Annotated in this window: 25 protein-coding genes and 1 tRNA gene; 16 read left to right on the top strand and 10 right to left on the bottom strand. The window is 64.4% G+C overall.

From position 1 onward, the window contains the following. Nucleotides 1-34: 34 nt before the first annotated feature. Complete coding sequence (locus tag M2332_RS02745) at nucleotides 35-739, bottom strand: endonuclease/exonuclease/phosphatase family protein (RefSeq protein WP_181559721.1); 705 nt, start codon at nucleotides 737-739, stop codon at nucleotides 35-37. A gap of 110 nt (nucleotides 740-849) precedes the next feature. Here M2332_RS02745 and M2332_RS02740 point away from each other — a divergent pair, with 110 nt between their 5' ends. Genes M2332_RS02740 through M2332_RS02720 form a run of 5 tightly spaced genes read left to right on the top strand, consistent with a single transcriptional unit; the run spans nucleotide 850 to nucleotide 4,085 of the window. After that, nucleotides 850-1,296 (top strand): host attachment family protein, encoded by a 447-nt coding sequence (locus M2332_RS02740; RefSeq protein WP_264572878.1) that lies wholly within the window; start codon nucleotides 850-852, stop codon nucleotides 1,294-1,296. A gap of 42 nt (nucleotides 1,297-1,338) precedes the next feature. Continuing rightward, the gene (radA, locus tag M2332_RS02735; protein ID WP_264572877.1) at nucleotides 1,339-2,706 is read left to right on the top strand and encodes a DNA repair protein RadA; all 1,368 of its coding nucleotides are present in this window, start codon (nucleotides 1,339-1,341) and stop codon (nucleotides 2,704-2,706) included. A 9-nt stretch (nucleotides 2,707-2,715) separates the two neighbouring features. After that, entirely contained in the window at nucleotides 2,716-3,291 is a 576-nt protein-coding gene (locus M2332_RS02730; protein ID WP_181559718.1) for a CvpA family protein, read from the top strand. A 12-nt stretch (nucleotides 3,292-3,303) separates the two neighbouring features. Beyond that, complete coding sequence (locus M2332_RS02725; protein ID WP_264572876.1) at nucleotides 3,304-3,753, top strand: iron-sulfur cluster assembly scaffold protein; 450 nt, start codon at nucleotides 3,304-3,306, stop codon at nucleotides 3,751-3,753. Then, nucleotides 3,750-4,085, top strand: coding sequence for a DUF423 domain-containing protein (locus M2332_RS02720; RefSeq protein WP_264572875.1), 336 nt, complete (start codon nucleotides 3,750-3,752; stop codon nucleotides 4,083-4,085). Before M2332_RS02725 ends, M2332_RS02720 begins: the two co-directional genes overlap by 4 nt. Before the next feature lie 15 nt (nucleotides 4,086-4,100). Here the strand turns inward: M2332_RS02720 and aroB are convergent, their stop codons facing one another. Then, entirely contained in the window at nucleotides 4,101-5,198 is a 1,098-nt protein-coding gene (aroB, locus tag M2332_RS02715) for a 3-dehydroquinate synthase (protein WP_264572874.1), read from the bottom strand. Beyond that, nucleotides 5,195-5,749: a shikimate kinase gene (locus M2332_RS02710; protein ID WP_264572873.1), complete on the bottom strand. Its 555-nt coding sequence runs from the start codon at nucleotides 5,747-5,749 to the stop codon at nucleotides 5,195-5,197. The genes aroB and M2332_RS02710 overlap by 4 nt, the downstream gene beginning before the upstream one ends. Nucleotides 5,750-5,845: 96 nt before the next feature. On the opposite strand from M2332_RS02710, the gene M2332_RS02705 reads away from it, so the two are divergent. From M2332_RS02705 to M2332_RS02685, 5 genes are all read left to right on the top strand, one after another. Next, entirely contained in the window at nucleotides 5,846-6,037 is a 192-nt protein-coding gene (locus M2332_RS02705) for a hypothetical protein (protein WP_181559713.1), read from the top strand. Between the two features lie 42 nt (nucleotides 6,038-6,079). Next, nucleotides 6,080-7,885, top strand: a complete 1,806-nt coding sequence (locus M2332_RS02700; RefSeq protein WP_264572872.1) for a hypothetical protein — start codon at nucleotides 6,080-6,082, stop codon at nucleotides 7,883-7,885. After that, nucleotides 7,885-8,814 carry a tyrosine recombinase gene (locus M2332_RS02695; RefSeq protein ID WP_264570345.1) on the top strand — a complete coding sequence of 310 codons (930 nt, stop codon included), beginning with the start codon at nucleotides 7,885-7,887 and terminating at the stop codon, nucleotides 8,812-8,814. Before M2332_RS02700 ends, M2332_RS02695 begins: the two co-directional genes overlap by 1 nt. A 9-nt stretch (nucleotides 8,815-8,823) precedes the next feature. Beyond that, a complete protein-coding gene (locus M2332_RS02690; protein ID WP_264572871.1) occupies nucleotides 8,824-9,768 on the top strand; it encodes an acetyl-CoA carboxylase carboxyltransferase subunit alpha in 945 nt (314 codons plus the stop codon). A gap of 91 nt (nucleotides 9,769-9,859) precedes the next feature. Further along, nucleotides 9,860-11,341, top strand: coding sequence for a M48 family metalloprotease (locus tag M2332_RS02685; protein ID WP_264572870.1), 1,482 nt, complete (start codon nucleotides 9,860-9,862; stop codon nucleotides 11,339-11,341). 98 nt (nucleotides 11,342-11,439) lie between these two features. Here the strand turns inward: M2332_RS02685 and M2332_RS02680 are convergent, their stop codons facing one another. Further along, nucleotides 11,440-11,616, bottom strand: coding sequence for a Flp family type IVb pilin (locus tag M2332_RS02680; protein WP_181559709.1), 177 nt, complete (start codon nucleotides 11,614-11,616; stop codon nucleotides 11,440-11,442). Nucleotides 11,617-11,744: 128 nt separating this feature from the next. Further along, nucleotides 11,745-11,915 (bottom strand): Flp family type IVb pilin, encoded by a 171-nt coding sequence (locus tag M2332_RS02675; protein ID WP_264572869.1) that lies wholly within the window; start codon nucleotides 11,913-11,915, stop codon nucleotides 11,745-11,747. A gap of 91 nt (nucleotides 11,916-12,006) precedes the next feature. On the opposite strand from M2332_RS02675, the gene M2332_RS02670 reads away from it, so the two are divergent. Then, entirely contained in the window at nucleotides 12,007-12,417 is a 411-nt protein-coding gene (locus M2332_RS02670) for a (deoxy)nucleoside triphosphate pyrophosphohydrolase (RefSeq protein WP_264572868.1), read from the top strand. Nucleotides 12,418-12,420: 3 nt separating this feature from the next. On the opposite strand, the gene M2332_RS02665 is transcribed toward M2332_RS02670, so the two are convergent. After that, the gene (locus M2332_RS02665) at nucleotides 12,421-13,281 is read right to left on the bottom strand and encodes a class I SAM-dependent methyltransferase (RefSeq protein WP_264572867.1); all 861 of its coding nucleotides are present in this window, start codon (nucleotides 13,279-13,281) and stop codon (nucleotides 12,421-12,423) included. Between the two features lie 42 nt (nucleotides 13,282-13,323). On the opposite strand from M2332_RS02665, the gene M2332_RS02660 reads away from it, so the two are divergent. The 4 genes from M2332_RS02660 to M2332_RS02645 all read left to right on the top strand — a co-directional run bounded on the left by M2332_RS02660 (nucleotide 13,324) and on the right by M2332_RS02645 (nucleotide 15,722). After that, a complete protein-coding gene (locus tag M2332_RS02660; RefSeq protein WP_264572866.1) occupies nucleotides 13,324-14,082 on the top strand; it encodes a ComF family protein in 759 nt (252 codons plus the stop codon). 61 nt (nucleotides 14,083-14,143) lie between these two features. Further along, complete coding sequence (gene grxC / locus M2332_RS02655) at nucleotides 14,144-14,401, top strand: glutaredoxin 3 (RefSeq protein WP_181559704.1); 258 nt, start codon at nucleotides 14,144-14,146, stop codon at nucleotides 14,399-14,401. Between the two features lie 14 nt (nucleotides 14,402-14,415). Next, the gene (locus M2332_RS02650) at nucleotides 14,416-15,240 is read left to right on the top strand and encodes a carbon-nitrogen hydrolase family protein (RefSeq protein WP_264572865.1); all 825 of its coding nucleotides are present in this window, start codon (nucleotides 14,416-14,418) and stop codon (nucleotides 15,238-15,240) included. Continuing rightward, nucleotides 15,237-15,722, top strand: coding sequence for a DUF1178 family protein (locus M2332_RS02645; protein ID WP_264572864.1), 486 nt, complete (start codon nucleotides 15,237-15,239; stop codon nucleotides 15,720-15,722). Before M2332_RS02650 ends, M2332_RS02645 begins: the two co-directional genes overlap by 4 nt. A 14-nt stretch (nucleotides 15,723-15,736) precedes the next feature. On the opposite strand, the gene M2332_RS02640 is transcribed toward M2332_RS02645, so the two are convergent. After that, nucleotides 15,737-15,813, bottom strand: a tRNA-Arg gene (locus tag M2332_RS02640). Between the two features lie 177 nt (nucleotides 15,814-15,990). On the opposite strand from M2332_RS02640, the gene M2332_RS02635 reads away from it, so the two are divergent. Beyond that, the gene (locus tag M2332_RS02635) at nucleotides 15,991-16,809 is read left to right on the top strand and encodes a WecB/TagA/CpsF family glycosyltransferase (protein WP_264572863.1); all 819 of its coding nucleotides are present in this window, start codon (nucleotides 15,991-15,993) and stop codon (nucleotides 16,807-16,809) included. Nucleotides 16,810-17,034: 225 nt separating this feature from the next. Here the strand turns inward: M2332_RS02635 and M2332_RS02630 are convergent, their stop codons facing one another. From M2332_RS02630 to M2332_RS02620, 3 genes are all read right to left on the bottom strand, one after another. Beyond that, a complete protein-coding gene (locus tag M2332_RS02630; RefSeq protein WP_264572862.1) occupies nucleotides 17,035-18,615 on the bottom strand; it encodes a sulfatase in 1,581 nt (526 codons plus the stop codon). A 69-nt stretch (nucleotides 18,616-18,684) separates the two neighbouring features. Further along, nucleotides 18,685-20,985, bottom strand: coding sequence for an arylsulfatase (locus M2332_RS02625; protein WP_264572861.1), 2,301 nt, complete (start codon nucleotides 20,983-20,985; stop codon nucleotides 18,685-18,687). A 16-nt stretch (nucleotides 20,986-21,001) separates the two neighbouring features. Then, nucleotides 21,002-23,287, bottom strand: a complete 2,286-nt coding sequence (locus M2332_RS02620; protein WP_264572860.1) for an arylsulfatase — start codon at nucleotides 23,285-23,287, stop codon at nucleotides 21,002-21,004. Nucleotides 23,288-23,366 lie beyond the last annotated feature (79 nt).

Here is a 23,366-nt window from a genome sequence, read left to right as displayed (position 1 = left end):
GGCTTGTCGAGCCGTTGCACGGATTATCCGCAAATCAGCGAAGGTCGAACGTGGCCCAGACCGGCAGATGATCGGACGCGCGCCGGGCCAGAACGGAGGAATGGACGCCGCTGTCGGTCAGCGTCAGGCCGCCCCGCCACATGATCCGGTCGAGTTCGGCAATCTGGCGGCGGGCGTGGAAACTGCGGCCGCATGGCGCGATGTCATAGTGGCGCGAGAAATCCTGCAGGCACCCGCGATTGGCGGTCCACTCGTTCGTGTCGCCCATCAGGATGGTCGCATCGGCGGGATGCTGGACATCTACCATATCGACATGATGCTGAACCGCCGCAGCCTGCCGCCGCCGCCAGAGGCCGGAGAGGTCGAGGTGCATCCCCACCGTCCGCAGGCGAATGCCCTTGATCTCGATACAGGCCATCACAGCGCCGCGCGGCTCGAGGCAGGGGAGATGGATCACGCTGGCATCGGCATGGCTCTGGTCGCGCCGGACGAGAAGCGCGTTGCCGTGCCAGCCCATGCTCTCGACTCGCGTCGGCAACTCGATGGCGCGATAATCCGAATGCATCTCCAGCAGGCGATCCGGCAGCACCGCATGACGGATGCCGAAGCGGCGGTCGGCTTCCTGCAGGGCAATCACATCGGCATCCAGTTCGTTCAGCACATCAATGATGCGCTCTGGCATGCGGCGCCGATCGGTACCGACGGCTTTGCGGATGTTGTAAGAAGCGACCTTGATCATTGCGCCGTAGATTTGGCCTTATCGGCCGCAAGGCAACCCCATGGCCAAGAAAAAGGCAACTCCGCGCCAGCTCAGCCATTCAACTTATATCGCAATCTTGGAGGATGATGATGAAAGTTGCTCATGACGCGCTCGTGATGGTGGTCGATGGCAGCAAGATGCTGCTGTTCCGTAATGCTGGCGACGAGGAGTTTCTTAACCTTCAGGTCGAAGAGGCGGTGGAGCAGAAATCCGAGCAGGATCAGGATCTTTCGACCGATCGTCCCGGGCGCAGCTTCGCCTCGGCACCCAACAGCCAGGATCGCAGCGCGATGGAAGAAACCGACTTCAAGCAGCAGGCGGAGGATCGGTTTGCGGCGGATGCGGTTGCGCTGCTCAACAAGCGCGCCATGGAGGGATCGTTCGACCACCTCGTCATCGTCGCGGCACCGATCACCCTGGGCGAGATGCGCCGCCATTATCACAAGACGCTCAAGGATCGGCTCGCGGGCGAAATCGGCAAGACGCTCACTAGCCATCCGGTCGACGAGATCGAACAGATACTCATGAAGAGCTGATCTCGCCTCTGGCGTTCCCGCTTCGTTCTGCTAAGAGGGGGCATGGCGAAAGTGAAACGTCGATATGTGTGCCAGGCCTGCGGGGCGGTGGCGTCCCGCTGGCAAGGGCAGTGCGATGACTGCGGAGAATGGAACAGTCTGATCGAGGAAGCGCCGCCCACGGCGTTCTCGGCCAAGCACGATCTACAAGCGGGCGGGCAGGCGATCAATCTGATTGGACTGGACGCGGATATCGCTCTGCCCGAGCGGATGAGCACCGGCCTGCCGGAGTTCGATCGCGCGGTCGGCGGGGGACTGGTGGCCGGGTCCGCCAGTCTGATTGGCGGCGATCCGGGCATCGGCAAGTCCACTTTGCTGCTTCAAGCTGCGGCGCGGATGGCCAAGGCCGGGCGTCACGTCGTTTATGTGAGCGGCGAGGAAGCTGCCGATCAGGTCAGGCTGCGCGCGCGGCGGCTGGGGCTGGGCGATGCGCCGGTGCATCTCGCCAGCGCTACGTCGGTGCGGGATATTCTGACGACCTTGGGGCAGCGGGAAGAACCCGATCTGCTCATCATCGATTCGATCCAGACCATGCACAGCGACCTGATCGAAGGTGCGCCGGGCACGGTCAGCCAGGTGCGGGCGAGCGCGCAAGAGCTGATTCGCTTTGCCAAGCGGGGCGGGACCGCGCTCATTCTCGTCGGCCATGTCACCAAAGATGGGACCATCGCCGGTCCGCGCGTGCTGGAGCATATGGTGGACACCGTCCTCAGCTTCGAGGGCGAGCGCAGCCACCAGTATCGTATCCTGCGCGCGATCAAGAATCGCTTTGGCGGCACGGACGAGATCGGCGTGTTCGCAATGGTTGAGGAGGGACTGCAGGAAGTCGGCAACCCCTCGGCGCTGTTCCTCACGGACCGTGAAGAGCGCGTGGCGGGCACGGCCGTCTTCCCCGCGCTTGAAGGTACGCGGCCGGTTCTGGTGGAAGTGCAGGCGCTGACGGTGCGGCTGGCCAGTGGCGCGACCCCGCGCCGGGCCGTCGTGGGTTGGGATAGCGGCCGGCTGGCCATGGTGCTGGCCGTGCTCGAAGCCCGCTGCGGCTTGAGCTTTGCGACTTGCGAGGTCTATCTCAATGTCGCTGGCGGTTACCGCTTGCAGGACCCTGCCGCCGACCTTGCCGTCGCTGCTGCCCTGATCTCGGCGCTTTCCGAAAAACCCGTGCCGCATGATGCTGTGATGCTCGGGGAAATTGCACTGTCCGGCGAGTTGCGCCCGGTCGCCCATAGTGCGCTGCGCCTGCGGGAAGCTGCCAAGCTCGGCTTCGGGCGTGCCTTGTTGCCGGCATCCAGCGCGGCGCAGGCCAGTGGCATTTCGACGACCGGATTCCGCCGGCTCGGCGATCTTGTTGACCATCTGCTTGGGCGGGACTAGCCAGCCGGCATGACCGTGCTGGATTTTGCCGTTCTTCTGCTCATCGGTGGCCTGGCCGTGCGGGGCTTCCTGCGCGGTTTCGTGACCGAATCGCTATCGCTTGCGGCGCTGATCGGCGCCATCGTCGCGGTGCGGCTGTTCCACGCGCCGTTTACCGCTCTGCTCGATACCATCGTGGGGGCGGAATATGTGGCGGCGCTGCTGGCATTCGTCGCGGTGTTCGGCGTCGTCTTCATGCTGGGCACGCTGCTGGCGCGCTGGATCGGCGACAAGACCAAGACGTCGCTGCTCGGCCTTTTCGACCGGACGCTGGGCCTTGGCTTCGGCGCCATCAAGGGCCTGCTGGTGGCGACCATCGCCTTCGTGCTGTTCACGATCGGCTATGATGCCATCTACGGCGTGCAGACCAATCGGCCGGACTGGATGCGGCTGTCCCGTTCCTATCCGCTCCTGAGCGCGAGCGGCGCGGCGATGAGCGGTTGGATGGCGGAGAACAGCCGCCGCGGTGGCCTGCTCGGTATTCTTGAGGATGATGGCGCTGAGAGTAGCAACGCGAGTGGCGAGGACAGCAATGCCGCGCAGTGAAGGCACCGGCGCATGAGCAGCGCGCTCTACAGCATGGACGTGCTGCGCCGCGCTGCCGGCATTTCCGCCTATCCGCCGCTCGAGCAGGCTGATTTCGTCGAGGAGCGGCGCTCGCCGACCTGCGGCAGTCGTGTCTCGGTCAGCCTGCGGGTGGATGAGGCCGGCCGCATCACCGCCTTCGGGGTGGATGCCAAGGCTTGCGCGCTGGGGCAGGCCGCCTCGGCGATTCTCGCCGCGCAAGCTGTCGGTGCAGACCACGCAACCATCGACTCGGTGAGCGAGGCATGGCGGGGCTATCTGGCCGGGGAGCAGGATGCCCTGCCGGACTGGCCGGATCTCGCCTTGCTCGCAGCCGGTCGCGATTATCCCGCCCGGCACCCCTCAATGCGACTGGCATTCGAGGCCACGGCCGCCGCCCTCGCTCGCGCGCAAGGGGATGCCCACGGGGAGGCGTCGTCATGATCGGCATGCTGGCCGCGCTGAGCGCCGCCTTGTCCATCGGCGCGTCGGCGTTCGGCGCTCATGCTGCCAGCAGCCCGCAGGCGGCGGAGTGGTTACGGACCGGGGGCGTCTATCAGCTTGTCCATGCCGTGGCAGTGCTCGCCATTTTGCGCCTGCCGGTTAGCAATGGTCCTTCATGGGCATTGCTGAGCGGCAGCGCGCTGTTCGCGGCGACGCTCTACGCCATAGCACTGGGTGCCCCGCGCTGGCTCGGCGCAATCACGCCGATTGGCGGCGTGGTGATGATCCTGGGATGGCTCTGGTTGGCCTGGCAACTCGCGCGCGCTGACTGAGGCGATCTGCCTGTTTCAGGCGCCGTCGAGATAGGCGGCAACGTCCGCCAGATCGACATCCTTGGCGAGATAGGTCTTGCCGATACCACGGGCCAGCAGGAAGGGCAGGGTGCCGCTGCTCATCTTCTTGTCATGCAGCATATGCTCGACGAGCCGCGCACCAGAAGCGGAGACACCCGCATCCGCCAGCGAGGCGGGCAGGCCGACCGCGCGCAGATGCGCGACGACCCGCTCTGCATCCTCGAGCGGGCATTCGCCGCGCCGCACGGAGTATCCAAAGGCCAGTGCCATACCCGCAGCGACACCCTCGCCATGCAGCAGTCGATCCGAAAAGCCAGTTTCCGCCTCCAGCGCATGGCCGAAGGTGTGGCCAAGGTTGAGCAGCGCCCGGCGGCCGCTGGTCTCGCGCTCATCCTCGGCGACGATGGTGGCCTTGGCGGCGACGCTGCGGGCAATGGCGTGGGCGCGGGCCTCGGGGTCACCAGCCATCAGCGCCGTGCCGTTCGCCTCGCACCAGGCGAAGAACTCGGCATCGTCGATCAGGCCGTACTTCACCACCTCGGCATAGCCAGCGCGCACTTCGCGTGGACCCAACGTATCGAGGGTATCGGGGTCGATCAGCACGAGCGACGGCTGATGGAAGGCCCCGAGCAGGTTCTTGCCTGCCCGGCTGTTGATCGCGGTCTTGCCGCCGACCGAGCTATCCACTTGGGAGAGCAATGTCGTCGGGATCTGCACGAAGTTGCAGCCGCGCTTGACGATGGATGCCGCGAAACCGACCAGATCGCCGATCACCCCGCCACCCAGTGCAATCACATGGTCCCGCCGTTCGATGCCGTGGGCGATCATCCGGTCGGTCAGGGCTTCGAGATGCTGCCAGCTCTTGGTGGATTCGCCAGCGGGCAGCGTCACCAGCTCGGCCGCCAGCCCGGCCCGCTCCAGCGCGGCCGCCAGGCGCGGCCATTGAGCCGAAGCGACATGCGCATCCGTCACGACCAGAAAGGGTCGGCTGCTGGCAAAGGGCGCCAGCGCCTCGCCCGCGCGCTCCATCAGCCCGGCTTCGATGCGGACATCATAGCTGCGCTCGCCAAGGGAAACGGGGACGGTGGTCATGGGTTGAGCGCTTTCACGATCTTGTCGATGGTCGCCTCATGCGGCGAGTCCGAGCTTTTGATGTGGATGGGGGCTTGCTGGTAAAAGGGCGTGCGCGCCGCAGCGAGGCTCTTGAGCACTTCGCGCGGCTCACGGCCCTTGAGCAGGGGGCGGCCATCGCGCCGGGAAACGCGGTCGACGAGAATGTCGATATCCGCATCCAACCAGACGGCCGTGGCGTGCGCGAGGATCAGCGCCCGCGTCTCGTCATTGACGAAAGCGCCACCACCGGTGGCGACAATCTTGGGCACGCCGTCGATCAGCCGAGCGATCACGCGCCGTTCGCCATCGCGAAAGGCCGGCTCGCCATAGGTGTCGAAGATTTCCTGAATGGTCATCCCGGCCGCCCGCTCGATCTCGTCGTCGGCATCGACAAAGGGCAGGTTAAGCCGGGCTGCGAGGCGGCGGCCGATGGTGGACTTTCCCACGCCCATCAGGCCCACCAGGACGATGGATGGTCCTGCGGATGCCCCTGCGATGGCCTCTTCGCGATATTTATCGTTTCGCCCCATGATCTGCGGGGCTATACAGCCGCCAACGTCTGAGGCAACGGCGTTCGAACGCCATCAGGCATATGTCACTGCAACGGTAAGGCCCGATCCCCCATCATGAAACTCAGCCGCCGCGACCCTTATCAACAGTCCTATCGCTCACGCCGTCCGCGCAATCCGCTGTCGCTGATCGGCGTCATTCTGTTGGTCGTCATCGTGCTGCTCCTCGTGCTGTCCTGGTGGAATGGCGCTGAACGACCCGTCACCGAGATCGAGCTGCCGGTTTCCGCCGAGCAACTTGCCGGTTAGGGCAGGGCAGTGCGAGGCAGACAGATTGGCTTGCTGGCGGGGATGAGCGCGCTGGCGCTCAGCATTCCCGTGCTGGCGCAGAGCGGCCCTGAATCGCTGCTGCCGCCCGGATTTGGCGATGCCGCGCCGACGCCGTCGCCCAGCGGGCCGCAGCCGGCGACACCGCAGCCCGCGCGGCCGGCCTCGCCGGCGCCAACGCCGCTACTGCCACCCGGCGCGGTGATCGACCGCGCCGCCAATGCCATGGCAGCCGACGAGGCGGTGAACGAGACGGCTGCCGACGAAATCGCCGAGAAATACGATCTGCCCCCGTCCGCACGCCGGTCTCTGGACCGGATCGGCCCACTCAAGAGGGCGCAGGGCGGCCTTGGCGAGAGCGCTTTCGGGCAACGCAATGGGCAGGCCCTTGCAGGCGTTATGCGCACGATGCGCGCGCCGGTCATGTCTCGCTGGGCGAGCATTTTGATGCGCCGGGCGTTGCTTTCTCAGGTCTCCACGCCGTCGGACATCGGTGGTGCGGACTGGGCCGCCGAGCGCGCATGGCTGCTGCTGCGCATGGGCGAGGCGGATAATGCGCGCCTGCTGATCCAGCAGGTCGATGCCGATCAGTATAGCCGCCGGCTCTATTCCGTGGCGATGCAGGTGCAACTTGCTACCGCTGATCCCGCCGGCTTCTGCCCGCTGCTACCGCGCGCGCGGGATATGAGCGACGAGCCGGGCTGGTTCATGGCACAGGCCATCTGCGCGTCGTTCTCGGCAGATCAGGGCACGGCGAGCGCATTGCTCAGCCAGGCGCAGCGGCGCGGCATCGCCCGCGGCATCGATTACCGGCTTGCCGAAAAGGTGGTCGGCGCCGGGCCGAACAGCCGCCGCTCGGTAAAGATTGAGTGGGATGGCGTGAGCCAACTTACGACATGGCGTTATGGCCTGGCGACCGCGACCAATGTCGCCATTCCGCCCGCGCTGTTCCAGACGGCCGGGCCGCAGGTGCTCGCCTGGCAGGCTCGCGCGGCCAATCTGTCGCCGATGGATCGTCTGGCGGGTGTCGGAGTCGCCTCACAGCTGGGCGTTTTCTCGGGCGCCGCAACATTGGGCTTCTTTGCTGCCTTGGCCGAGGACGAGTCCGCCGAGGCTGCCGCGAATGATCGCGTCGACTGGTTGCGGACGGCCTATGGCTCGGGCGATACCGGCGCGCGAATTTCCGCGATGCGCGATTTCTGGCAGGCCCAGCCGGCAGGTGGCTGGAGTGCGGGGCCGGGCGGCGTTTACTATGGCGCTTTGCCCGCTGTCGCGCGCGCGGCTGCGGCGCTGCCGGTCTACGCCGAAGCAGGCGAGGATACGCCCTGGCTGATCGCTGCCATGCTTGCGGGCGGCTATGATCGGAGCGCCGCGCGCTGGCGCAGCGTGCTCGAGGGACTGGACGGTGACGCACAGCAGCGCAGCTGGGCCCTACTGGCGACCGGCCTGCCCGATGCGGCGGTGGACCTCTCGGCAAATCGTATCGCCGCGTTTGTCGACGCCGATGAGGCAGAAGACAAGTTGCTTGGGCATAGCCTTGTCGCCGTGCTGGGTGGGCTCAATCGCCTGCCTGCTGGCGAGCGGTCGCAGCTTTTGCAGGATGCCGGGATCAACCTGTCTTCGCGGCGTCCATGGGTCCGGGCAATCGTTGCGGCGGCGGCACGCCGGGAACAGGGCACAGTAGCGCTACTGGCGGGCGTCGGGATGCAGAGCCTCAACTGGCGCAACATGACGCCCGAGCAGCTCTATTACATCATATCGAGCCTGAACGCTGTCGGTCTTGAGGCCTATGCGCGGATGATCGGCGCCGAGGCGATGGCCCGGCTCTGATGGCCGGTGCGGACGAGCGCGAGTCGATCGTCGGTTCGCGCGATGCCACGCTGATCAGCCGCTATCTCACCATGATGGCGGCCGAGCGCGGTGCCTCGCGCAACACATTGCTTGCCTATCGAACCGATCTCGAAGACGCTGCGGCGCTCTGCCAGGGGCTGGCAGATGCGGACGCGGCCCGGCTCGCTACGCTGGCTGCATCGTGGCGGGACCTCGCGACATCGACGGTCGCGCGCAAACTTTCGGCGCTACGAGGTTTCTTCGCTTTTCTGGAGGCGGAGGCGGTCCGGGCTGACAATCCCACCGCGACTCTGGCAAGGCCGAGCCTGCAGCGTCCGCTCCCCAAAATACTGTCTCATCAGGATGTCGATGCGATTTTTGCGGTGATCGCCGAACGGGTGGCGCGCGTGCCGGTCAATCCGCTCGACCTGCGGCTCGCGGCGCTGATCGAGTTGCTCTACGGATCGGGACTGCGCGCGACCGAACTGGTCTCGTTGCCCGCCAAGGCCATGGCGACCGATCGCCCCTTTCTCATCCTGCGGGGTAAGGGCGGGCGCGAGCGGCTTGTGCCGATCTCCGACCGTGCGCGCGCGGCCGTGGCCGCGTGGCGAGCGCATGTGCCGGAGGACAGTGCCTGGCTCTTCCCGTCAGGCAAATCCTATTTGAGCCGCGTGCGCCTCTTCCAGCTGGTGCGCGCTTTGGCCGCCGAGGCCGGGATCGATCCGGCGCGGGTCAGCCCGCATGTCCTGCGTCACGCCTTCGCGACCCATCTGTTGGAAGGGGGCGCAGACCTGCGCGCACTGCAGGCGATGCTGGGCCATGCCGACATCGCGACCACCCAGATTTATACCCATGTCGACGCCGCGCGACTGGTTGCGCTCGTTAATGCACGCCATCCGCTCGTTGACCTCAAGCGACGCGGCGTATAGCGCGCGAGCATGATCAGTTATCTCGACTTTGAGAAGCCGGTAGCGGCACTCCAGGCCCGGATCGACGAATTGCGCGAGACGGCGGACAATGATTCCATCGATATCGATGCGGAGGTCGAAAAGCTGCAGCAGCGCTCGACGGCGATGCTCGGGGATCTCTACGCGCGGTTGACGCCCTGGCAGAAGACGCAGGTCGCGCGCCATGCGCAGCGGCCGCACTTCCGCGATTTCGTCGAGGGCATGTGCAGCGACTTTATGCCGCTCGCCGGCGACCGCGCCTTTGCTGACGATCAGGCGATCCAGGGCGGCTTTGCGACCATCGAGGGCCGCAAGGTGATGCTGATCGGCCATGAGAAGGGCAATGATACCGCCAGCCGGGTGAAGCATAATTTCGGCATGGGCATGCCGGATGGTTATCGCAAGGCGATCCGGCTGATGCAGCTGGCCGATCGTTTTGGCCTGCCCGTGGTAACGCTGGTCGACACCTCAGGCGCCTTCCCCGGCGTGCAGGCCGAAGAGCGGGGCCAGGCGGAGGCGATCGCGCGTGCGACCGAGGCTTGCCTCACCCTCGGCGTGCCGCTGGTCGCGGCCGTGGTGGGCGAGGGCGGATCGGGCGGCGCCGTGGCGCTGGCGTCTGCCAATCGCGTGCTGATGTTCGAACATGCGATCTATTCTGTGATCTCGCCTGAGGGTTGTGCCTCCATCCTCTGGCGGACTGCCGACAAGGCGGCGGACGCGGCGCAGGCGATGCAGGTCACCGCGCAGCAGCTCGCCAGCCTGGGGGTGATCGACCGGATCGTTCCGGAGCCGATGGGCGGTGCTCATCGCGCACCCGACTCGGCCATCGGAAGCCTCAAGGGCGCAATTCTGGAAGAGCTTGGTGCCCTCGCCAGCGAAGATTCGAATGCGCTGCGCACGCAGCGAGCGCAGAAGTTTCTGGCCATGGGCGCCTGACAACGGGAACAGCCCAAGGCGATTTGCATTCCCTCAACGTCTGTCTATTTTCGGTTCGTCGCAAAATAGACCTGAATGAGAAGGGGAGGCCATGGGCCGCAAATATCTGATGCTGTGGTTGAGCGGCGCCCTCGTGGCAGGCTGCGCAACCACGCAATCGAGTGAGGCACAGCAGGGCGGTATCCGCACGGCGACCTCGATGAGCCAGTCCGAGCGCCAGCAAGGCGCCAAGGCACATCCGGAGCTTCTGGCGGAATTCGGCGGCATTTATAACGGTCCGCAGGCCACCTATGTGACCAGCGTCGGCAAGCGCATCGCCGTCCAATCGAGCCTGTCGAACCAGCAGAATGATTTCACGATCAGCCTGCTCAATTCATCGGTGAACAACGCGTTCGCGATCCCCGGCGGCTATGTCTATGTGACTCGCCAGTTGCTGGCACTCATGAATGACGAAGCCGAGCTGGCGGGCGTCCTTGGCCATGAAGTCGGCCACGTGGCAGCCCAGCACGGCCAGCGCCGCCAGAGCGCAGCCACGCGCAACTCGATCCTCGGCGTGCTGGGGCAGGTGCTGGTTGGCGCTGTCGCGGGCGATTCAGGGCTGGGCCAGCTCCTGCAACGCGGCATCGGCACGGGCACGCAATTGCTGACCCTCAAATTCTCCCGGTCGCAGGAATATGAGGCGGACGATCTTGGCATCCGCTATCTCGCGAGCGCGGGCTACGATCCCAGGGCGCTGTCATCCATGCTCGCCTCGCTGGCGGCACAGAACACGCTGGACGGGCAGGTGCGCGGTCAGGGTACGGCGGTGCCCGAATGGGCCAGCACACACCCCGATCCCGCCTCCCGCGTCCGCCGCGCGCTCACCAATGCGCAGGCGACACGCTCGACGAACACGCTGCGCAACCGCGACGTGTTCCTCAATCAGCTGGGCGGCATGATCTACGGCGACGATCCCAAGGACGGGATCGTGCAGGGCAACCAGTTCCTGCATCCGGTGATGAAGCTCAAGTTCACGGCACCCCAGGGCTTCTCGATCCAGAACGGCGCCAGCGCCGTGGCCGTGGTCGGCCAATCCGGCCAGGCGCAATTCTCGATGGCGCAGTTCAATGGCAATCTCGACGGCTACGTTCAGTCAGTCTTCAATCAGCTGGCTGGGCAAGGGCAGGCGCCGGACATTCGCGTCCAGCGCACCACCATCAACGGCCTGCCGGTCGCGTCGGGCTCGGCCAGCATGGCCAACAGCCAGGGGACACGGCTCGACGTGACGGTGGTTGCCTATCAGTTCGGCCCGTCCACGGCCTATCATTTCATCACGGTCACGCCGGCCGGCCGCGGCCTTGGATCGCTCTCCACGCTGATCAACTCCGTGACGCGCATGACGGACAAGGAGGCGGCGGCGATCAAACCGCGTCGCTTGCAACTGGTGACGGTGCGTCAGGGCGATACCGTCCAGGCACTCTCCAGCCGCATGGAGTTCGACGATTACAGGGTCGAGCGGTTCCTGGTGCTGAACGGATTGTCGTCCAACACCGCTTTGGCCGCAGGCAGTCGGGTCAAGATCGTGACCTACTGAGCGCTCGTTTGAATAAACAAAAACGGGTGGCAACCGCGAGGTCGCCACCCGTTCTTATGAGGGAGTCGTCGAAACAGCCTCAGTAAACTGATAACTCGTCAGGATGCGGCTGGCGTCTCAAGCTCGTCCGACACGTTGTTGAACGTGTTGCCGAGGCTTCCGCCAATGGCGCTCATGCCGGCGATGGCGGCGACGGCGATCAGGGCTGCGATCAGGCCATATTCGATGGCGGTCGCGCCCTTGTCGTTCTTGAACAACTTGCGAAGGGTCTTCATAGGAGGTCTCCTCAAATCCTTGGTATCAATCACACCCGGCTACTGAATGGGGTCAGCAAGCAGGCTATCGATACGGCCGATTGATTTCCAAATTCCTAACCTAGGGCCCAGTTGTAAAAAAATGGTGGTTAATGGCTGGTCACTTCGTTCGATACTTCATTCCAGGTACGGGTCGTCGATGAACCCAGGTGCGATGCGCCTGTGACGAGCGCCAGCACGATCAGCGAGAGGATCAACCCATATTCGACGGCGGTGGCGCCTTTTTGGGATACGAGAAGGCTGTGGATGAAGGCCCGCACGAGGGTTTTCCTGAAAGCAGATGTCGGTCCAACGCGGTGTAAAGCGCAAGCCGTTAACAATTTGTAGGATGATCGCCCGAGCATGACCGGAATGAACCAAAGCAAACCGCCACTGGTCGTCGTCGCCGCGGCGCTGGTGGATGCGCAAGGCCGGGTGTTCGTGCAGCAGCGCCCGCATGAAAAGGCGATGGGCGGCTTGTGGGAGTTTCCCGGCGGCAAGGTCGAGCCCGATGAAACCCCCGAAGCAGCGCTGATCCGCGAGCTGCGCGAAGAACTCACGATCGAGACCGAAACCGCCTGCCTCGCGCCAGCGAGCTTTGCGACCGGCATGATCGGCGAGCGACCACTACTCCTCTTGCTGTACGTCTGCCGCAAATGGCAGGGCATCGTTCAGCCGACAGAAGCGCCGGACAGCCGCTGGCTACACACCCACCAGCTGTTCGCGCTCGACATGCCCCCCGCCGACGCACCGCTCGCGGCAATGCTGGACGCGCTGCTCTAGCGACTAGGTCTCGGTGGCGCGGGAGGGGCGCAGAGCCTCCGCCAGCGACACCGTCGCGCTGCCGCGCCTTGCAGGGGGGGGCTGATCCGGATCGGGCGCCCAACCGCTGCCATGCAGGACCACGAAGCGTTCCCGCGTCCGCCCATCCGGGTCAGCGGCCTGCGCGAAGTGCGCAGCCGCTTGCAACAGCCCTGCGCGCGTCAGCGGCGGCGGCGGCGAGGCGAGGCACTGCGCCGCGCCCATGCCGCGGAGATCTGCCATCAGGCTGAAGATCGAGCCATAGCGCACGTCCAGACTGTCGCTATCTGCCACCGGCATGGTGAAGCCGGCACGGGCGAGCAGATCGCCGAGCGCGCGGACGTCGATCTGCGGATGAATGCGCTGGGCGGGCCGCTCCCCGTCGGCCGCCAGCAGGGACGCCTTGAGCCGCGCCAGCGACCCCGCGCCGATCATCGTCAGGAGGAGCAAACCGTCGGGCCGCAACGCGCGGCGCAGGGCAATCAGGGCGCCCGGCAGGTCGTTGATCGTATCGAGCGTGCCGCAGCACAGGATGAGGTCGAAGCGTTCCGACGGGTAGGGGAGGGCATCCTCTCGAATAATGTCGCCGCCGCAGGCCTGCGCGAACCGCGCGCCCGGATCGGCCGCCGTTACCGAGCAACCCCGGGCGGCGAGGGCATCGATCAGGCGGCGGTCCGGGCAGCCGATGACGAGTGCGTACTCGAAGGCACGCGTCACGTCATCCAGTCGTTCCAGCATGGCGTCGGCCATCGCGGCGTACAAAAAGTCATGCGCTGCGAAATTGCCAGCGGCGCGGTCGCGGCGCTGGGCCCGCAAAGCCTCGTTGAAGATCACCGGGACAGTCATGCCGGGCTTGTGCCGACTCCCGATGCATGGAACAAGCTGCTTATGGCCGTTCGGACGATTTTGCAGGCCGCACTCGCGCCCCTGCTCGATTATGCGCTGCCGCCGCGATGCCCCGGCTGCGGTGTCGTGGTCGGCGCGGTGGGGACGTTCTGCGCGGACTGTTGGCTGTCCATCGATTTTATCGGCGAGCCGATCTGCGCGACATGCGGGGTCGACCTGCCGGGTCCGCTCGGCGGGGACATGACGTGCGGGGCCTGCCTCTCCGAGCCACCGCCCTATGATCGCGCGCGCGCCGTCATGACCTATGGCGAGATCGCACGGACCGTGGCCCATCGCCTGAAATACGGGCGGCGGCTCAGCCTCGCGCGGGTCATGGCCGAGCATATGACGCGACTGGTTGCGCTGGACCAAGCCGCAGGATCAGCCGATCCACCCCTCTTCCTGCCAGTCCCGCTGCATCGCTGGCGACTCTGGTCTCGGGGGTTCAATCAGTCCGCGCTGATTGGCCGCCATATCGCCCGCCGGACCGGCGGCGTGCTGGAGCCGGAGCTTCTGCGTCGCGTGAAGGCGACGCCGCCGCTGCATATGCTGAGCCGGCGGGAGCGGCGGAAGATCGTGAAGGGCGCCTTCGCGCTTGCCCCCGGAGCAGCCGCGCGTCTGGCACACCGCCATGTGATCCTGATCGACGATATCTGGACGACCGGCGCCACCGCGAGCGCCTGCGCGCGCGTGCTGCGGGCTGCGGGCGCGCGGCGGATTGAGGTGCTGTGCTGGACGCGGGTGGGCATGGGCGAACATTGACATTCGTTTCCATGCGCACGACATCCGGTCTTGAGACTTATCACAAGGGAAACACCCACGCATGGCGCATGTCGAAATCTACACGCGAGCCTTTTGCGGATATTGCGCGCGGGCAACGGCGCTGCTGCGAGAGAAGGGCGTCGACTTTGAGGAATATGATCTGACCATGGGCGGCGAGAAGCGCGCCGAGATGATCGAGCGCGCCAATGGCCGCGCCACGTTCCCGCAAATCTTCATTGATGGCCAGCATATTGGCGGCAGCGACGATCTTATGGCGCTCGAACGGAGCGGCAAGCTCGACCCGTTGCTGAACGCCTGACCGGGGCCAACGCCGTGCGCGTCGCCATTTTGCAGATGAATGCCGGCATCGATCCGGCCCGCAATCGCGAGACACTGGTCACGGCGGTGCACGATGCAGCGGCCGGCGGCGCAGCCATGCTGTTCACGCCGGAAATGAGCGGCCTGCTCGATCAGGATCGCACCCGATCAGAAGCCGCGCTTGCGACCGAGGATGAGGATGAGACGCTCCGCGCCGTCCGTGAGGCCGCGCAGGCTTCGGGCTTGTGGGTGCATCTCGGATCGCTGGCTCTGCGCGATCCGGAAACCGGCAAACGTTTCAACCGCGGCTTTGTCATCGACGCCGCCGGCGAGATCCGCGCGCGCTATGACAAGATCCACCTGTTCGACGTTGATCTGCCGAGCGGCGAGCGCTGGCGCGAGTCCAGCGTGTACCAGAGCGGCCACGAGGCGGTTCTGGTGCAAACGCCGTGGGGCGGGATCGGCCTCACGATCTGTTACGACCTGCGCTTTCCTGACCTTTTCCGTGCGCTGAGCAATGCCGGGGCGGACATCATCTCGGTGCCCGCCGCCTTCACCGTGCCGACGGGCGAGGCGCACTGGCATGTGCTGCTGCGTGCCCGCGCCATAGAATCCGCCGCCTTCGTCATTGCGAGCGCCCAATGCGGGCTGCATGAGGATGGTCGGCGGACCTACGGGCACAGTCTGATCATCGACCCTTGGGGCACAGTACTGCTCGATGCGGGGGAGGCGCCGGGACTGTATTTCGCGGATCTTGACCTTGATCGCATTACCGAGGTCCGCTCGAAAATCCCGGTACTGGCTCATAGAAAGTCTATTCAGGACGTTGTTTTCTCGTGATTTCCTTCGATCTTAAATGCGGCCACGATCATGTCTTCGAAGTGTGGTTCCGGTCATCCGCAGACTATGAAACCCAGCGGGGAGGGGGGCTGTTGCAGTGCCCCACCTGCGGGGATGACAGGATCGAGAAAGCGGTGATGGCCCCCGCCGTGGCGGCCAAGGGCAACCAGAAAGCATCGCCTGGCACCGATCTCGCCATGCCGGAGGGCGCGGGTGCCATTCCAGTCATGTCCGAGGCGGATGCCGAGCGGATCGGTGCGTTGATGACAGCGCTGGCCCAAGCTCAATCAGAAATGATCGGGCAATCTGAATGGGTTGGCGAACGTTTTGCGGACAAGGCCCGCGCGATGCATTATGGCGAAACGGAGAGCCGGTTGATCCATGGGACGGCCAACGCCAGGGAAACCCGCGAGATGCTGGAAGAGGGGCTGCCCGTCGCCCCCTTGCTGATCCCCATCGCCCCGCCCGATCAGGTCAACTGATCGGCGCTGGAGGGTGGTGCGCCCGACAGGATTCGAACCTGTGGCCCCCAGATTAGGAATCTGATGCTCTATCCTGCTGAGCTACGGGCGCCCACTGCCCGAGTATGACCGTGAAGCGCGCCCGTCAATGCGGGAAGCTGTCAGGACCGCGCATGAGCGCCCAACGAAGGCGGCCCTCGCAAAACCGTTATGCTCTGCGATTAACCATTTCAAACCCAATATCCATCTATAAGAGGAAACTCCCTCAGATCCCCGAATGCGGAACAGAATGACGGATATCCGGACAATCCAGCGCTCCAATGGCCAAACGTGGCGCAAAGTCAGGCTGCTGAACATCTGGCTCGATGACCTGTCAGTCGAAGAAATTGTCGCCAATCTGGATGACGATGTTCTCTTCACCGCCAATGTCGATCACCTGTATCAGCTCCAGCGCAATGCCGCCTTCCGCGAAGCCTATTCGGCCGCGACCGTCATCTCTTGCGACAGCAAATATGTGAAGGCTGGCGTGGTCTTCACTGGTCGAGGCCCGATGAAGAAAGCATGCGGCTCGGACATCGTGCCGGCATACTGGCGCCACCATGCCGACAATCCCGAGGTCACGATGTTCCTGCTCGGCGCGAAGCCGGGCGTCGCTCAGGCGGCCCAGGAGCGGATCAATCGCTTGGCCGGGCGCCAAATCGTCGTGGGCGCGCATGGTCCGTCCATGAATTTCGTCGACGACCCAGCCGAGTGCGACGCAGCGATCGACATGATCAACCGCTCAGGCGCGACATGCCTGGTGGTGGGCTTGGGGGCCCCGAAGCAGGAAATCTGGATCAGTCGCCACAAGCACCGCATGCCAGGTGTCAAGCTTTTCATGGGCGTAGGCGCCACAATTGACTACGAAGCGCAAGTCGTGAAGCGCGCGCCGGTATGGATGCGCAAGCTCGGTCTCGAATGGTTTCACCGCGTCGTATCCGACCCACGACGCTACGCCATGCGCTACGCCCGCAATCTGGAATTTTTCTGGCTGATCACGAAGGACAGGTTAGGGCGATATAACGGGGCGGGTATCGGTGGTCGTAATGATCAACCCACTGCTGGCTGACGGCATGGATTTAACATAATTACTATTATCGAACTTGTGCCAAGGCAGTGGGGTTCGCTTCACGAGTCGGTACGCTCTGCCCCCACGCGCGCCGGGACGATCTGAACCGATCCGTTCCATTCCGTCATGCCCGCGTGTCGGGCGTCCGCTCGCTCCAAGCGGTTTCGGACAAGTGCGGTAACGTGCAGGACGAAATTCTGTCATCCTGCACGCCTGCCAAAATTATCAGGATCCGCCCTGACAGGATATGTTCAGTCCCTTCATGCTCCCGTCGAACAGGCTGCCGACCTCGGCTTTGGATATCGGAAACTCTTCCAGCGGGTCGTTCGCGAGGTCGTAATAAGCGCAGGAGGGATTGCCCGTTTCTGACTTGATATACAGCAGCTTATAGCGCTTGTTGCGGATGGCGACCTGCCGCTCCCTGTCTTTCAAAGGGATTGCGGTTTCGGATATGATGAAGTCTTTCTCCTCGTCACGGACGCTGTCCTTTCCGTCGAAGAGGACAGGCGCGAGAGACACCGAGTCCAGCGGAATCATGTCCCCGGCGCGATTGGGAACCTGCTCCGGCTGGGCCACATGCGCCAGATCGAGGACGGTCGAGTAGATATCGACGACGTGTGACAGCGCATCGCTGTAGCCCGGCTTGATGTCCGGCCCCAGCATCACCAGTGGCACCCGCATGCCACTTTCATAACCGGTGCCCTTGGCCCTGCCCTTCGCCGTCAGGTACATATTGTCGATGAAATCGACCGCCGGGCGGCCATACATAGGCGTGCCATTATCGCCCAGAATGATCACATAGGTGTCCGGGCTGAGCTTCTTGAGCTCTTTGAGGAATATCCCGAGGACCGTATCGGTCGAATTGACCCAGGACCGGTTCAGGGCCGGCGGGGAGCAGTTGCCGAGCTCCGTGGTGCCGAACTTTCCGCCACAAGCCTCGATCTCGGCGCGGGACTTGGCATCGAGCGTATCCGCATTCGGTACGAACGACGGCTGCGGCCCTGCCGTGATATGGACCATGTTGAACGCGAGCCAGGCGAACCACGGCTTGTCCGGCGTTTCAGCCTGGTTGCGCCTGATCCAGTTAAGCGTATCGGCGGCCCGCACGACCGGCTCGAAACTGGTCGGAGCGATGCCCGGCAGCGAGCGGACCGGCGCCGGCTCGGTTCGCCATTCCGAGTCAGGGCTGGTAGAATCCTGCACTTGATAATCATGATGCCAGTAATCGGTGATCGCTCCGTTCAGATTCCCTTCGAACAGCGCGAAACCGGCTTCCTTGGGCTTCATGCCGGGATATTGGTTAAGGCCAGCCATGTGCCATTTGCCGAACACCGCGGATGTGTAGCCGGCGGCCTGCAGATCCTCCACGAAGGAATGCTGCGTTTGCGACAGCCAATCCTCATAATCGCGCAGTCCCGTATTGTGGGCATAGAGGCCCGTGAGCATGGATGCGCGGGTCGGTGAGCAGAAAGGCTGCGCCCAGGCGTTGGTGAAAGTGCGCCCCTCCCCCGCCAGACGATCCAGCACGGGGGTGGAGGCCGGACGCCCCTTGATCGCGCGGTAATTCGGATGATTGAGCCCCGAGGGTCCGTACTGCTCCACGAGACGATCGATCATGCCAGGATACATGTCGGACACTGCGTCAACGCCCACATCGTCCAGTATGACGAGGACGATGTTCGGCGGAGCCTTGGGTGCATCATAGGTTCGCGCGACGCCCGGTTGTGCCCACAGCATCAGCGAGAGGCCCAGCACGCTTGTGGTGGCCTTGAAGGCGGCGGCGGAAGCTTTGATGAATTTTTTCACGCACTTGTTACCCTAACTTCTGCCAGGACAAGGGAGGCCGCAGCTGGCTGCCGTCTCCTCCCTCTCAGTTCACTTGGCTGATTTCTCGAAGGTGACGCGGTCGATCGCGAGTTCGGACATGGCCGGCTCGGCCATGTTCTCCAGCAGGGTGCGGACATTGTACCGGCCGATCACACCGCTGCCCCGCAGCGGGTAATAGACTGCGACGGCCTGCGACTGCACCACCTTGCCATCCACGATCATGGCGATCGTCGCGGCGCGCGGGCCGACCTTGGGTGCCGCCGTGACCGAGATGCTGACATCATGCCGCCCGACGGAGACTGGCTCGCCTTCCAGCCGCACGCGTTCGGCTTCCCGCCCGCTCGGGTTGTAGAGATAGGTGGGGCGACCATCCTGCATGATCAGGCCCCCGCCCCCGGCCTCATCGCCGATGATCACGATCGGCCCTTTCGCGTTCCGGCTCGCGGTGGTGATCGCGGCGCGCATGGTCCAGTCCATGCCGAGGGCCGGGAACGTCCCCTGCGGATAACGGGTTGGCCCCGGATAATAAGTGAACTGGTTGCGACCATCGACGAGCGAGGGCCGCTTCCCCGCCCCCACACGCCCGATCAGGTCAGCCTGGATCGGATTGACCTGATAGCGCCGTGCTGCCTCCTCAAAATCCTTCTGCAATTCGGCCAGTTTCTGGGGATGCTGAGCGGCCAGATCGCGCGACTGCGAATAGTCCTGCGTGAGGTTGTAGAGCTCCCACTTGAACGTCGACGGGTCCAGCGGGGTGGTCGAGCGGTCGAAGGGCGCGCGGGGCGGCGTAGTCGAGGCCAGCCAGCCATCCTTGTAATAGGAGCGGTTGCCCAGCATCTCGAAATATTGCGCGCGGCGTGTGGAGGGCGCGGCCGCATTGCCAAAGCTATAGACCATGCTGACGCCGTCGATCGGCTGCTGCGCGACGCCATCGACCTTCGTCGGCGGCACGACGCCGGCTGCCTCATAGATCGTCGGCGCGATATCGATCACATGGTGGAACTGGCTACGGACCTGCCCGGTCGCCTTGATGCGCTGAGGCCAGCTGATGACCAGCCCATCGCGTAGCCCGCCGAGATGCGAGGCGATCTGCTTGCCCCAGGGAAAGGGTGCGTTCTGCGCCCATGCCCAGCCGGCATTGTAGTTCGAGTAGCTATGCGGGGTTCCGTTCTGGTCCGATGTTTCGATCAGTTCCGCTTCGGTGGGCTCAATCCCGATCAGGCTCTGCAACTCCTGCACCGCGCCGCGCCGGCTATCCATGCTGGCGCCATTGTCGCCCTGCAGATAAATGATCATGGTGTTGTCGAGCTGGCCATTGGCCTCGATCTCGCGGATCACCCGGCCCAGCTGGTCATCGAAATAGGCAAGCTGCGCGGCCGCCACCTCCATCTGATGGGCATAGGTCCGCTTGGCCTCCGGACTGAGGCTGTCCCAGGCCGGCACCGCATCGGGCCGGGGCGTCAGAACCGCATTGGCCGGGATCGTGCCTGACTGCTTCTGCCGGTCGAAGATCTGCTGGCGCATGACATCCCAGCCCATGTCGAAACGCCCCTTGAAACGCGCGATCCATTCTGCCGGCGCCTGATGCGGCGAGTGCATGGTGCCGGGGGAGAGATAGACAAAGAAGGGATTGTCGGGCTTCTGGCTCCACTTCACCCGCAACCAGTCCACCAGATGGTTGGTCATGTCCTTGTCGAAAATGTAATCGCCATCCTTGGGAGGCTCGATGGCGTTGCGGTTCTCGATCAGCTCGGGGCGAAACTGGTCGCTGGCGGCAGCGTTGAAGCCGTAGAAATAGTCGAAGCCCATCCCGCTGGGCCAGCGATCGAAGGGGCCCATCGGCCCGGTTTCCCAGACCGGCGTGTTGTGGTTCTTGCCGAAGAACGCCGTGTCATAGCCATTGTCGCGCAGCACGCGCGCGATGGTCGCCGCGCTTTTGGGCATGACAGAGGTATAGCCCGGCTCATCGATGGCGACATTGGTGATCGAGCCCGACGCGACGGCATGGGCATTCCGGCCGGTGAGGAGAGCCGCGCGGGTGGGCGAGCACATCGCGGTCGTATGGAACTCATTGTACCGCAGGCCCCGCTTGGCAAGGGCGTCGAAGGTCGGCGTCGGGATCAGGCCGCCGAAGGTGCTTGCCGACCCGAAGCCTACATCGTCGGTCATGATCAGCAGCACATTCGGCGCGCCCTTGGGGGCGCTCGGTGCCTTGGGATAATAGCGCCATTCCGGCGCTTGCGTGCGATCTGCGGGCTCTTTCGCCATCGCTGTGCCGGCGTGGGCCAGGACCAGGAGCGAGAGCGCCGTCGATCCTGCGATGCGGGCGATACGGGATTTCATGGGCATGATCGGTCTTTCCTGGTTACCGGGCGTTCTTGCTGATCGTGACGGATGCGATGTCGCAGGTGCAGCGGCTTGCGACTGGCGCCACGGACGGGGTGTAGGAGAGCGGCGCCGTCCCGGCGCGCCCGATATAGGCATCGCCACGGCCGCGGAGAGCCTGGCTTACCGCCGTGGACGCGACCTCGGCGCCGTCGACCCTGAGGCGTACGGTAGTACCGCCTGCAGGGACGGGTTCGAAATCTACCGCAATCTTGTAACGCCCCGCTGGCAGCGCATCTTGGAGAGAAATCTCCACCGGCGTCCCGGCACTCCCGGGATTCACGATGAAGGTGGGGCGTCCTGCGTTCAGCACCAGCGCCATGCCGCCAAAATGGTCCCCCTGCACGTAGATCGGCCCACTGGAGCTTGGGCCCGCAGTCGATACGTCGGCGGTCACGGTCCAGCCGGCGGCGACCATTGGGAAAGCGTAGTTCGTATACCGCGTATCGCCGGGGTAGTAAGTGAAGCTGGTCCTCTGCCCGAGCAAAGACGGCCGGAACTGCGGCGCCATCCGCGTATGAAGGTCGGCATTCAGGGGGTAGACGGCGTATCGACGCGCGGCGGCGTCGAAATCCGCTTTGAGCTCTTCCAGTTTCGCGGGATGTTGGGAGGAGACATCCTCCGTCTGAGACCAGTCGCTCCGAAGGTTGTAGAGCGCCCATTTGAAATCGGCCGGCTGCGTCTTGGCTGCCCCATCCCAGGGGGCCCGTCCCGGCAGGGTCGATGCCATCCAGCCATCCTTGTAATAGGCCCGGTTGCCCAGCATCTCGAAATATTGTTCGCGATGCCGCTCTGGCGCCGCCGCATCCTTGAACGTGTAGAGAAAGCTCGTCCCATCGATCGGCTGCTGCTGGACGCCGTTCACGACGTCGGGCGCGGAAACGCCTGCGGCCTCGAAAATGGTCGGCGCGACGTCGATGACGTGGGTGAATTGCTGGCGGATCGCCCCGCCCTTCTTGATCCCCGCCGGCCAGCTCACCACCATCCCATCGCGCAGGCCGCCCAGATGCGACGCGACGCGCTTGCCCCACTGGAACGGCGCGTTGGTCGCCCAGGCCCAGCCGGCCGGATAAGTGCCGAAGGATTTGGGGCCACCATAGTCGCCCATCGCGGCAATCAGGTCTTGGTCGGTCGTCGGATTTCCCGCAATGACCCGGAGCAGGTCCGCACTGCCGCGCAGGTCTTCCTCGCTCGCGCCATTGTCGCCCTGGATGTAGACGACCATGGTATTGTCGAGCTGGCCGTTCTGCCGCAGCGTATCGAGCACGCGCCCGATCTGGAAATCGAAGAAAGCGAGCTGCGCTGCGGCCACTTCCATCTGCTTCGCGTAAGCGCGCTGAACTTCGGGGCTGACCTGATCCCACGCCGGAATCTGCTCCGGGCGCGGAGAGAGCTGAGCGTTGGCCGGAATGATGCCCTGCCGTTTCTGCCGCTCGAAGGTCTGCTGGCGCAGCACGTCCCATCCCTGATCGAACTGGCCTCTGAAGCGCGCGATCCACTCGGGCGGTGCCTGATGCGGCGCATGCGTCGAGCCAGAGGCGAAATAGGCGAAGAAGGGATGCTCCGGCCGCAGGTTATGCTGCACGTCAATCCAGTGGATCAGCTTGTCGGCAAGATCCCGATCCAGAATGTAATCGGGGTCCTCTGGCGCCCGCACCGTGTTGCGGTTCTCGATCAAGGCGGGATTGAATTGATCGGCATAGGGCGCGTTGAACCCGTAGAAATAATCGAAGCCCATGCCGTTGGGCCAATTGTCGAACGGCCCGACCGGGGTGTTCTCCCACACGGGAGTATTGTGATTTTTGCCCACGAAGCTGGTGTCATACCCGTTCATCTTGAGCACCTGGGCGATGGTCGCCGCGCTCTTCGGAATGACGGACGTATAACCGGGCGCATCGAGCGACACATCGGCAATCGATCCGCTCCCCACCGCATGATGATTGCGCCCGGTCAGCAGTGCGGCGCGGGTCGGGGAACACATCGCCGTCGTGTGGAAGGCATTGTAGCGCAGTCCGCTCTGCGCCAGGGCATCGAAGGCCGGCGTGGGGACAGGTCCGCCAAAGGTCGAGGCTGCGCCGAAGCCGACATCGTCGGTCATGATTAGCAGCACATTGGGTGCGTCCTTGGGAGCGACCGGCTCCTTGGGATAGGCCTGCCATGTTTGCGCCGGCTCATCGGCCGCGACGGCCGGCACCGGTTGCATGGTCAGGACCGGCAATGAGGCGACAAGGAGAGAGAGGCGGAGCTTGGCAGAGCGGGGCGACATTGGGGTAGTCCTCTTATTCTGGCTCACGCATTCCGCGCGCAGCGAACGCTCACTTTCCGGGCCGGCGCTTCTTCCGGAT

The sequence above is a fragment of the Sphingobium sp. B11D3A genome (genome assembly GCF_025961695.1).
GTDB lineage: Bacteria > Pseudomonadota > Alphaproteobacteria > Sphingomonadales > Sphingomonadaceae > Sphingobium.
Note: the sequence above shows the minus strand (reverse complement) of the source record. Positions and strands in the feature narration are given on the sequence as shown.

Coding starts and splice junctions, on each gene's coding strand:
- M2332_RS02720 (WP_264572875.1), top strand. CDS start 3,750: ATGATCGGCATGCTGGCCGCGCTGAGCGCCGCCTTGTCCATCGGCGCG.
- aroB (WP_264572874.1), bottom strand. CDS start 5,198: ATGACCACCGTCCCCGTTTCCCTTGGCGAGCGCAGCTATGATGTCCGC.
- M2332_RS02620 (WP_264572860.1), bottom strand. CDS start 23,287: ATGTCGCCCCGCTCTGCCAAGCTCCGCCTCTCTCTCCTTGTCGCCTCA.
- M2332_RS02685 (WP_264572870.1), top strand. CDS start 9,860: ATGGGCCGCAAATATCTGATGCTGTGGTTGAGCGGCGCCCTCGTGGCA.
- M2332_RS02680 (WP_181559709.1), bottom strand. CDS start 11,616: ATGAAGACCCTTCGCAAGTTGTTCAAGAACGACAAGGGCGCGACCGCC.
- M2332_RS02695 (WP_264570345.1), top strand. CDS start 7,885: ATGGCCGGTGCGGACGAGCGCGAGTCGATCGTCGGTTCGCGCGATGCC.
- M2332_RS02625 (WP_264572861.1), bottom strand. CDS start 20,985: ATGCCCATGAAATCCCGTATCGCCCGCATCGCAGGATCGACGGCGCTC.
- M2332_RS02705 (WP_181559713.1), top strand. CDS start 5,846: ATGAAACTCAGCCGCCGCGACCCTTATCAACAGTCCTATCGCTCACGC.
- M2332_RS02700 (WP_264572872.1), top strand. CDS start 6,080: ATGAGCGCGCTGGCGCTCAGCATTCCCGTGCTGGCGCAGAGCGGCCCT.
- M2332_RS02665 (WP_264572867.1), bottom strand. CDS start 13,281: ATGACTGTCCCGGTGATCTTCAACGAGGCTTTGCGGGCCCAGCGCCGC.
- M2332_RS02670 (WP_264572868.1), top strand. CDS start 12,007: ATGAACCAAAGCAAACCGCCACTGGTCGTCGTCGCCGCGGCGCTGGTG.
- M2332_RS02740 (WP_264572878.1), top strand. CDS start 850: ATGAAAGTTGCTCATGACGCGCTCGTGATGGTGGTCGATGGCAGCAAG.
- M2332_RS02730 (WP_181559718.1), top strand. CDS start 2,716: ATGACCGTGCTGGATTTTGCCGTTCTTCTGCTCATCGGTGGCCTGGCC.
- M2332_RS02745 (WP_181559721.1), bottom strand. CDS start 739: ATGATCAAGGTCGCTTCTTACAACATCCGCAAAGCCGTCGGTACCGAT.
- M2332_RS02660 (WP_264572866.1), top strand. CDS start 13,324: ATGGCCGTTCGGACGATTTTGCAGGCCGCACTCGCGCCCCTGCTCGAT.
- M2332_RS02635 (WP_264572863.1), top strand. CDS start 15,991: ATGACGGATATCCGGACAATCCAGCGCTCCAATGGCCAAACGTGGCGC.
- grxC (WP_181559704.1), top strand. CDS start 14,144: ATGGCGCATGTCGAAATCTACACGCGAGCCTTTTGCGGATATTGCGCG.
- M2332_RS02725 (WP_264572876.1), top strand. CDS start 3,304: ATGAGCAGCGCGCTCTACAGCATGGACGTGCTGCGCCGCGCTGCCGGC.
- M2332_RS02710 (WP_264572873.1), bottom strand. CDS start 5,749: ATGGGGCGAAACGATAAATATCGCGAAGAGGCCATCGCAGGGGCATCC.
- radA (WP_264572877.1), top strand. CDS start 1,339: ATGGCGAAAGTGAAACGTCGATATGTGTGCCAGGCCTGCGGGGCGGTG.
- M2332_RS02690 (WP_264572871.1), top strand. CDS start 8,824: ATGATCAGTTATCTCGACTTTGAGAAGCCGGTAGCGGCACTCCAGGCC.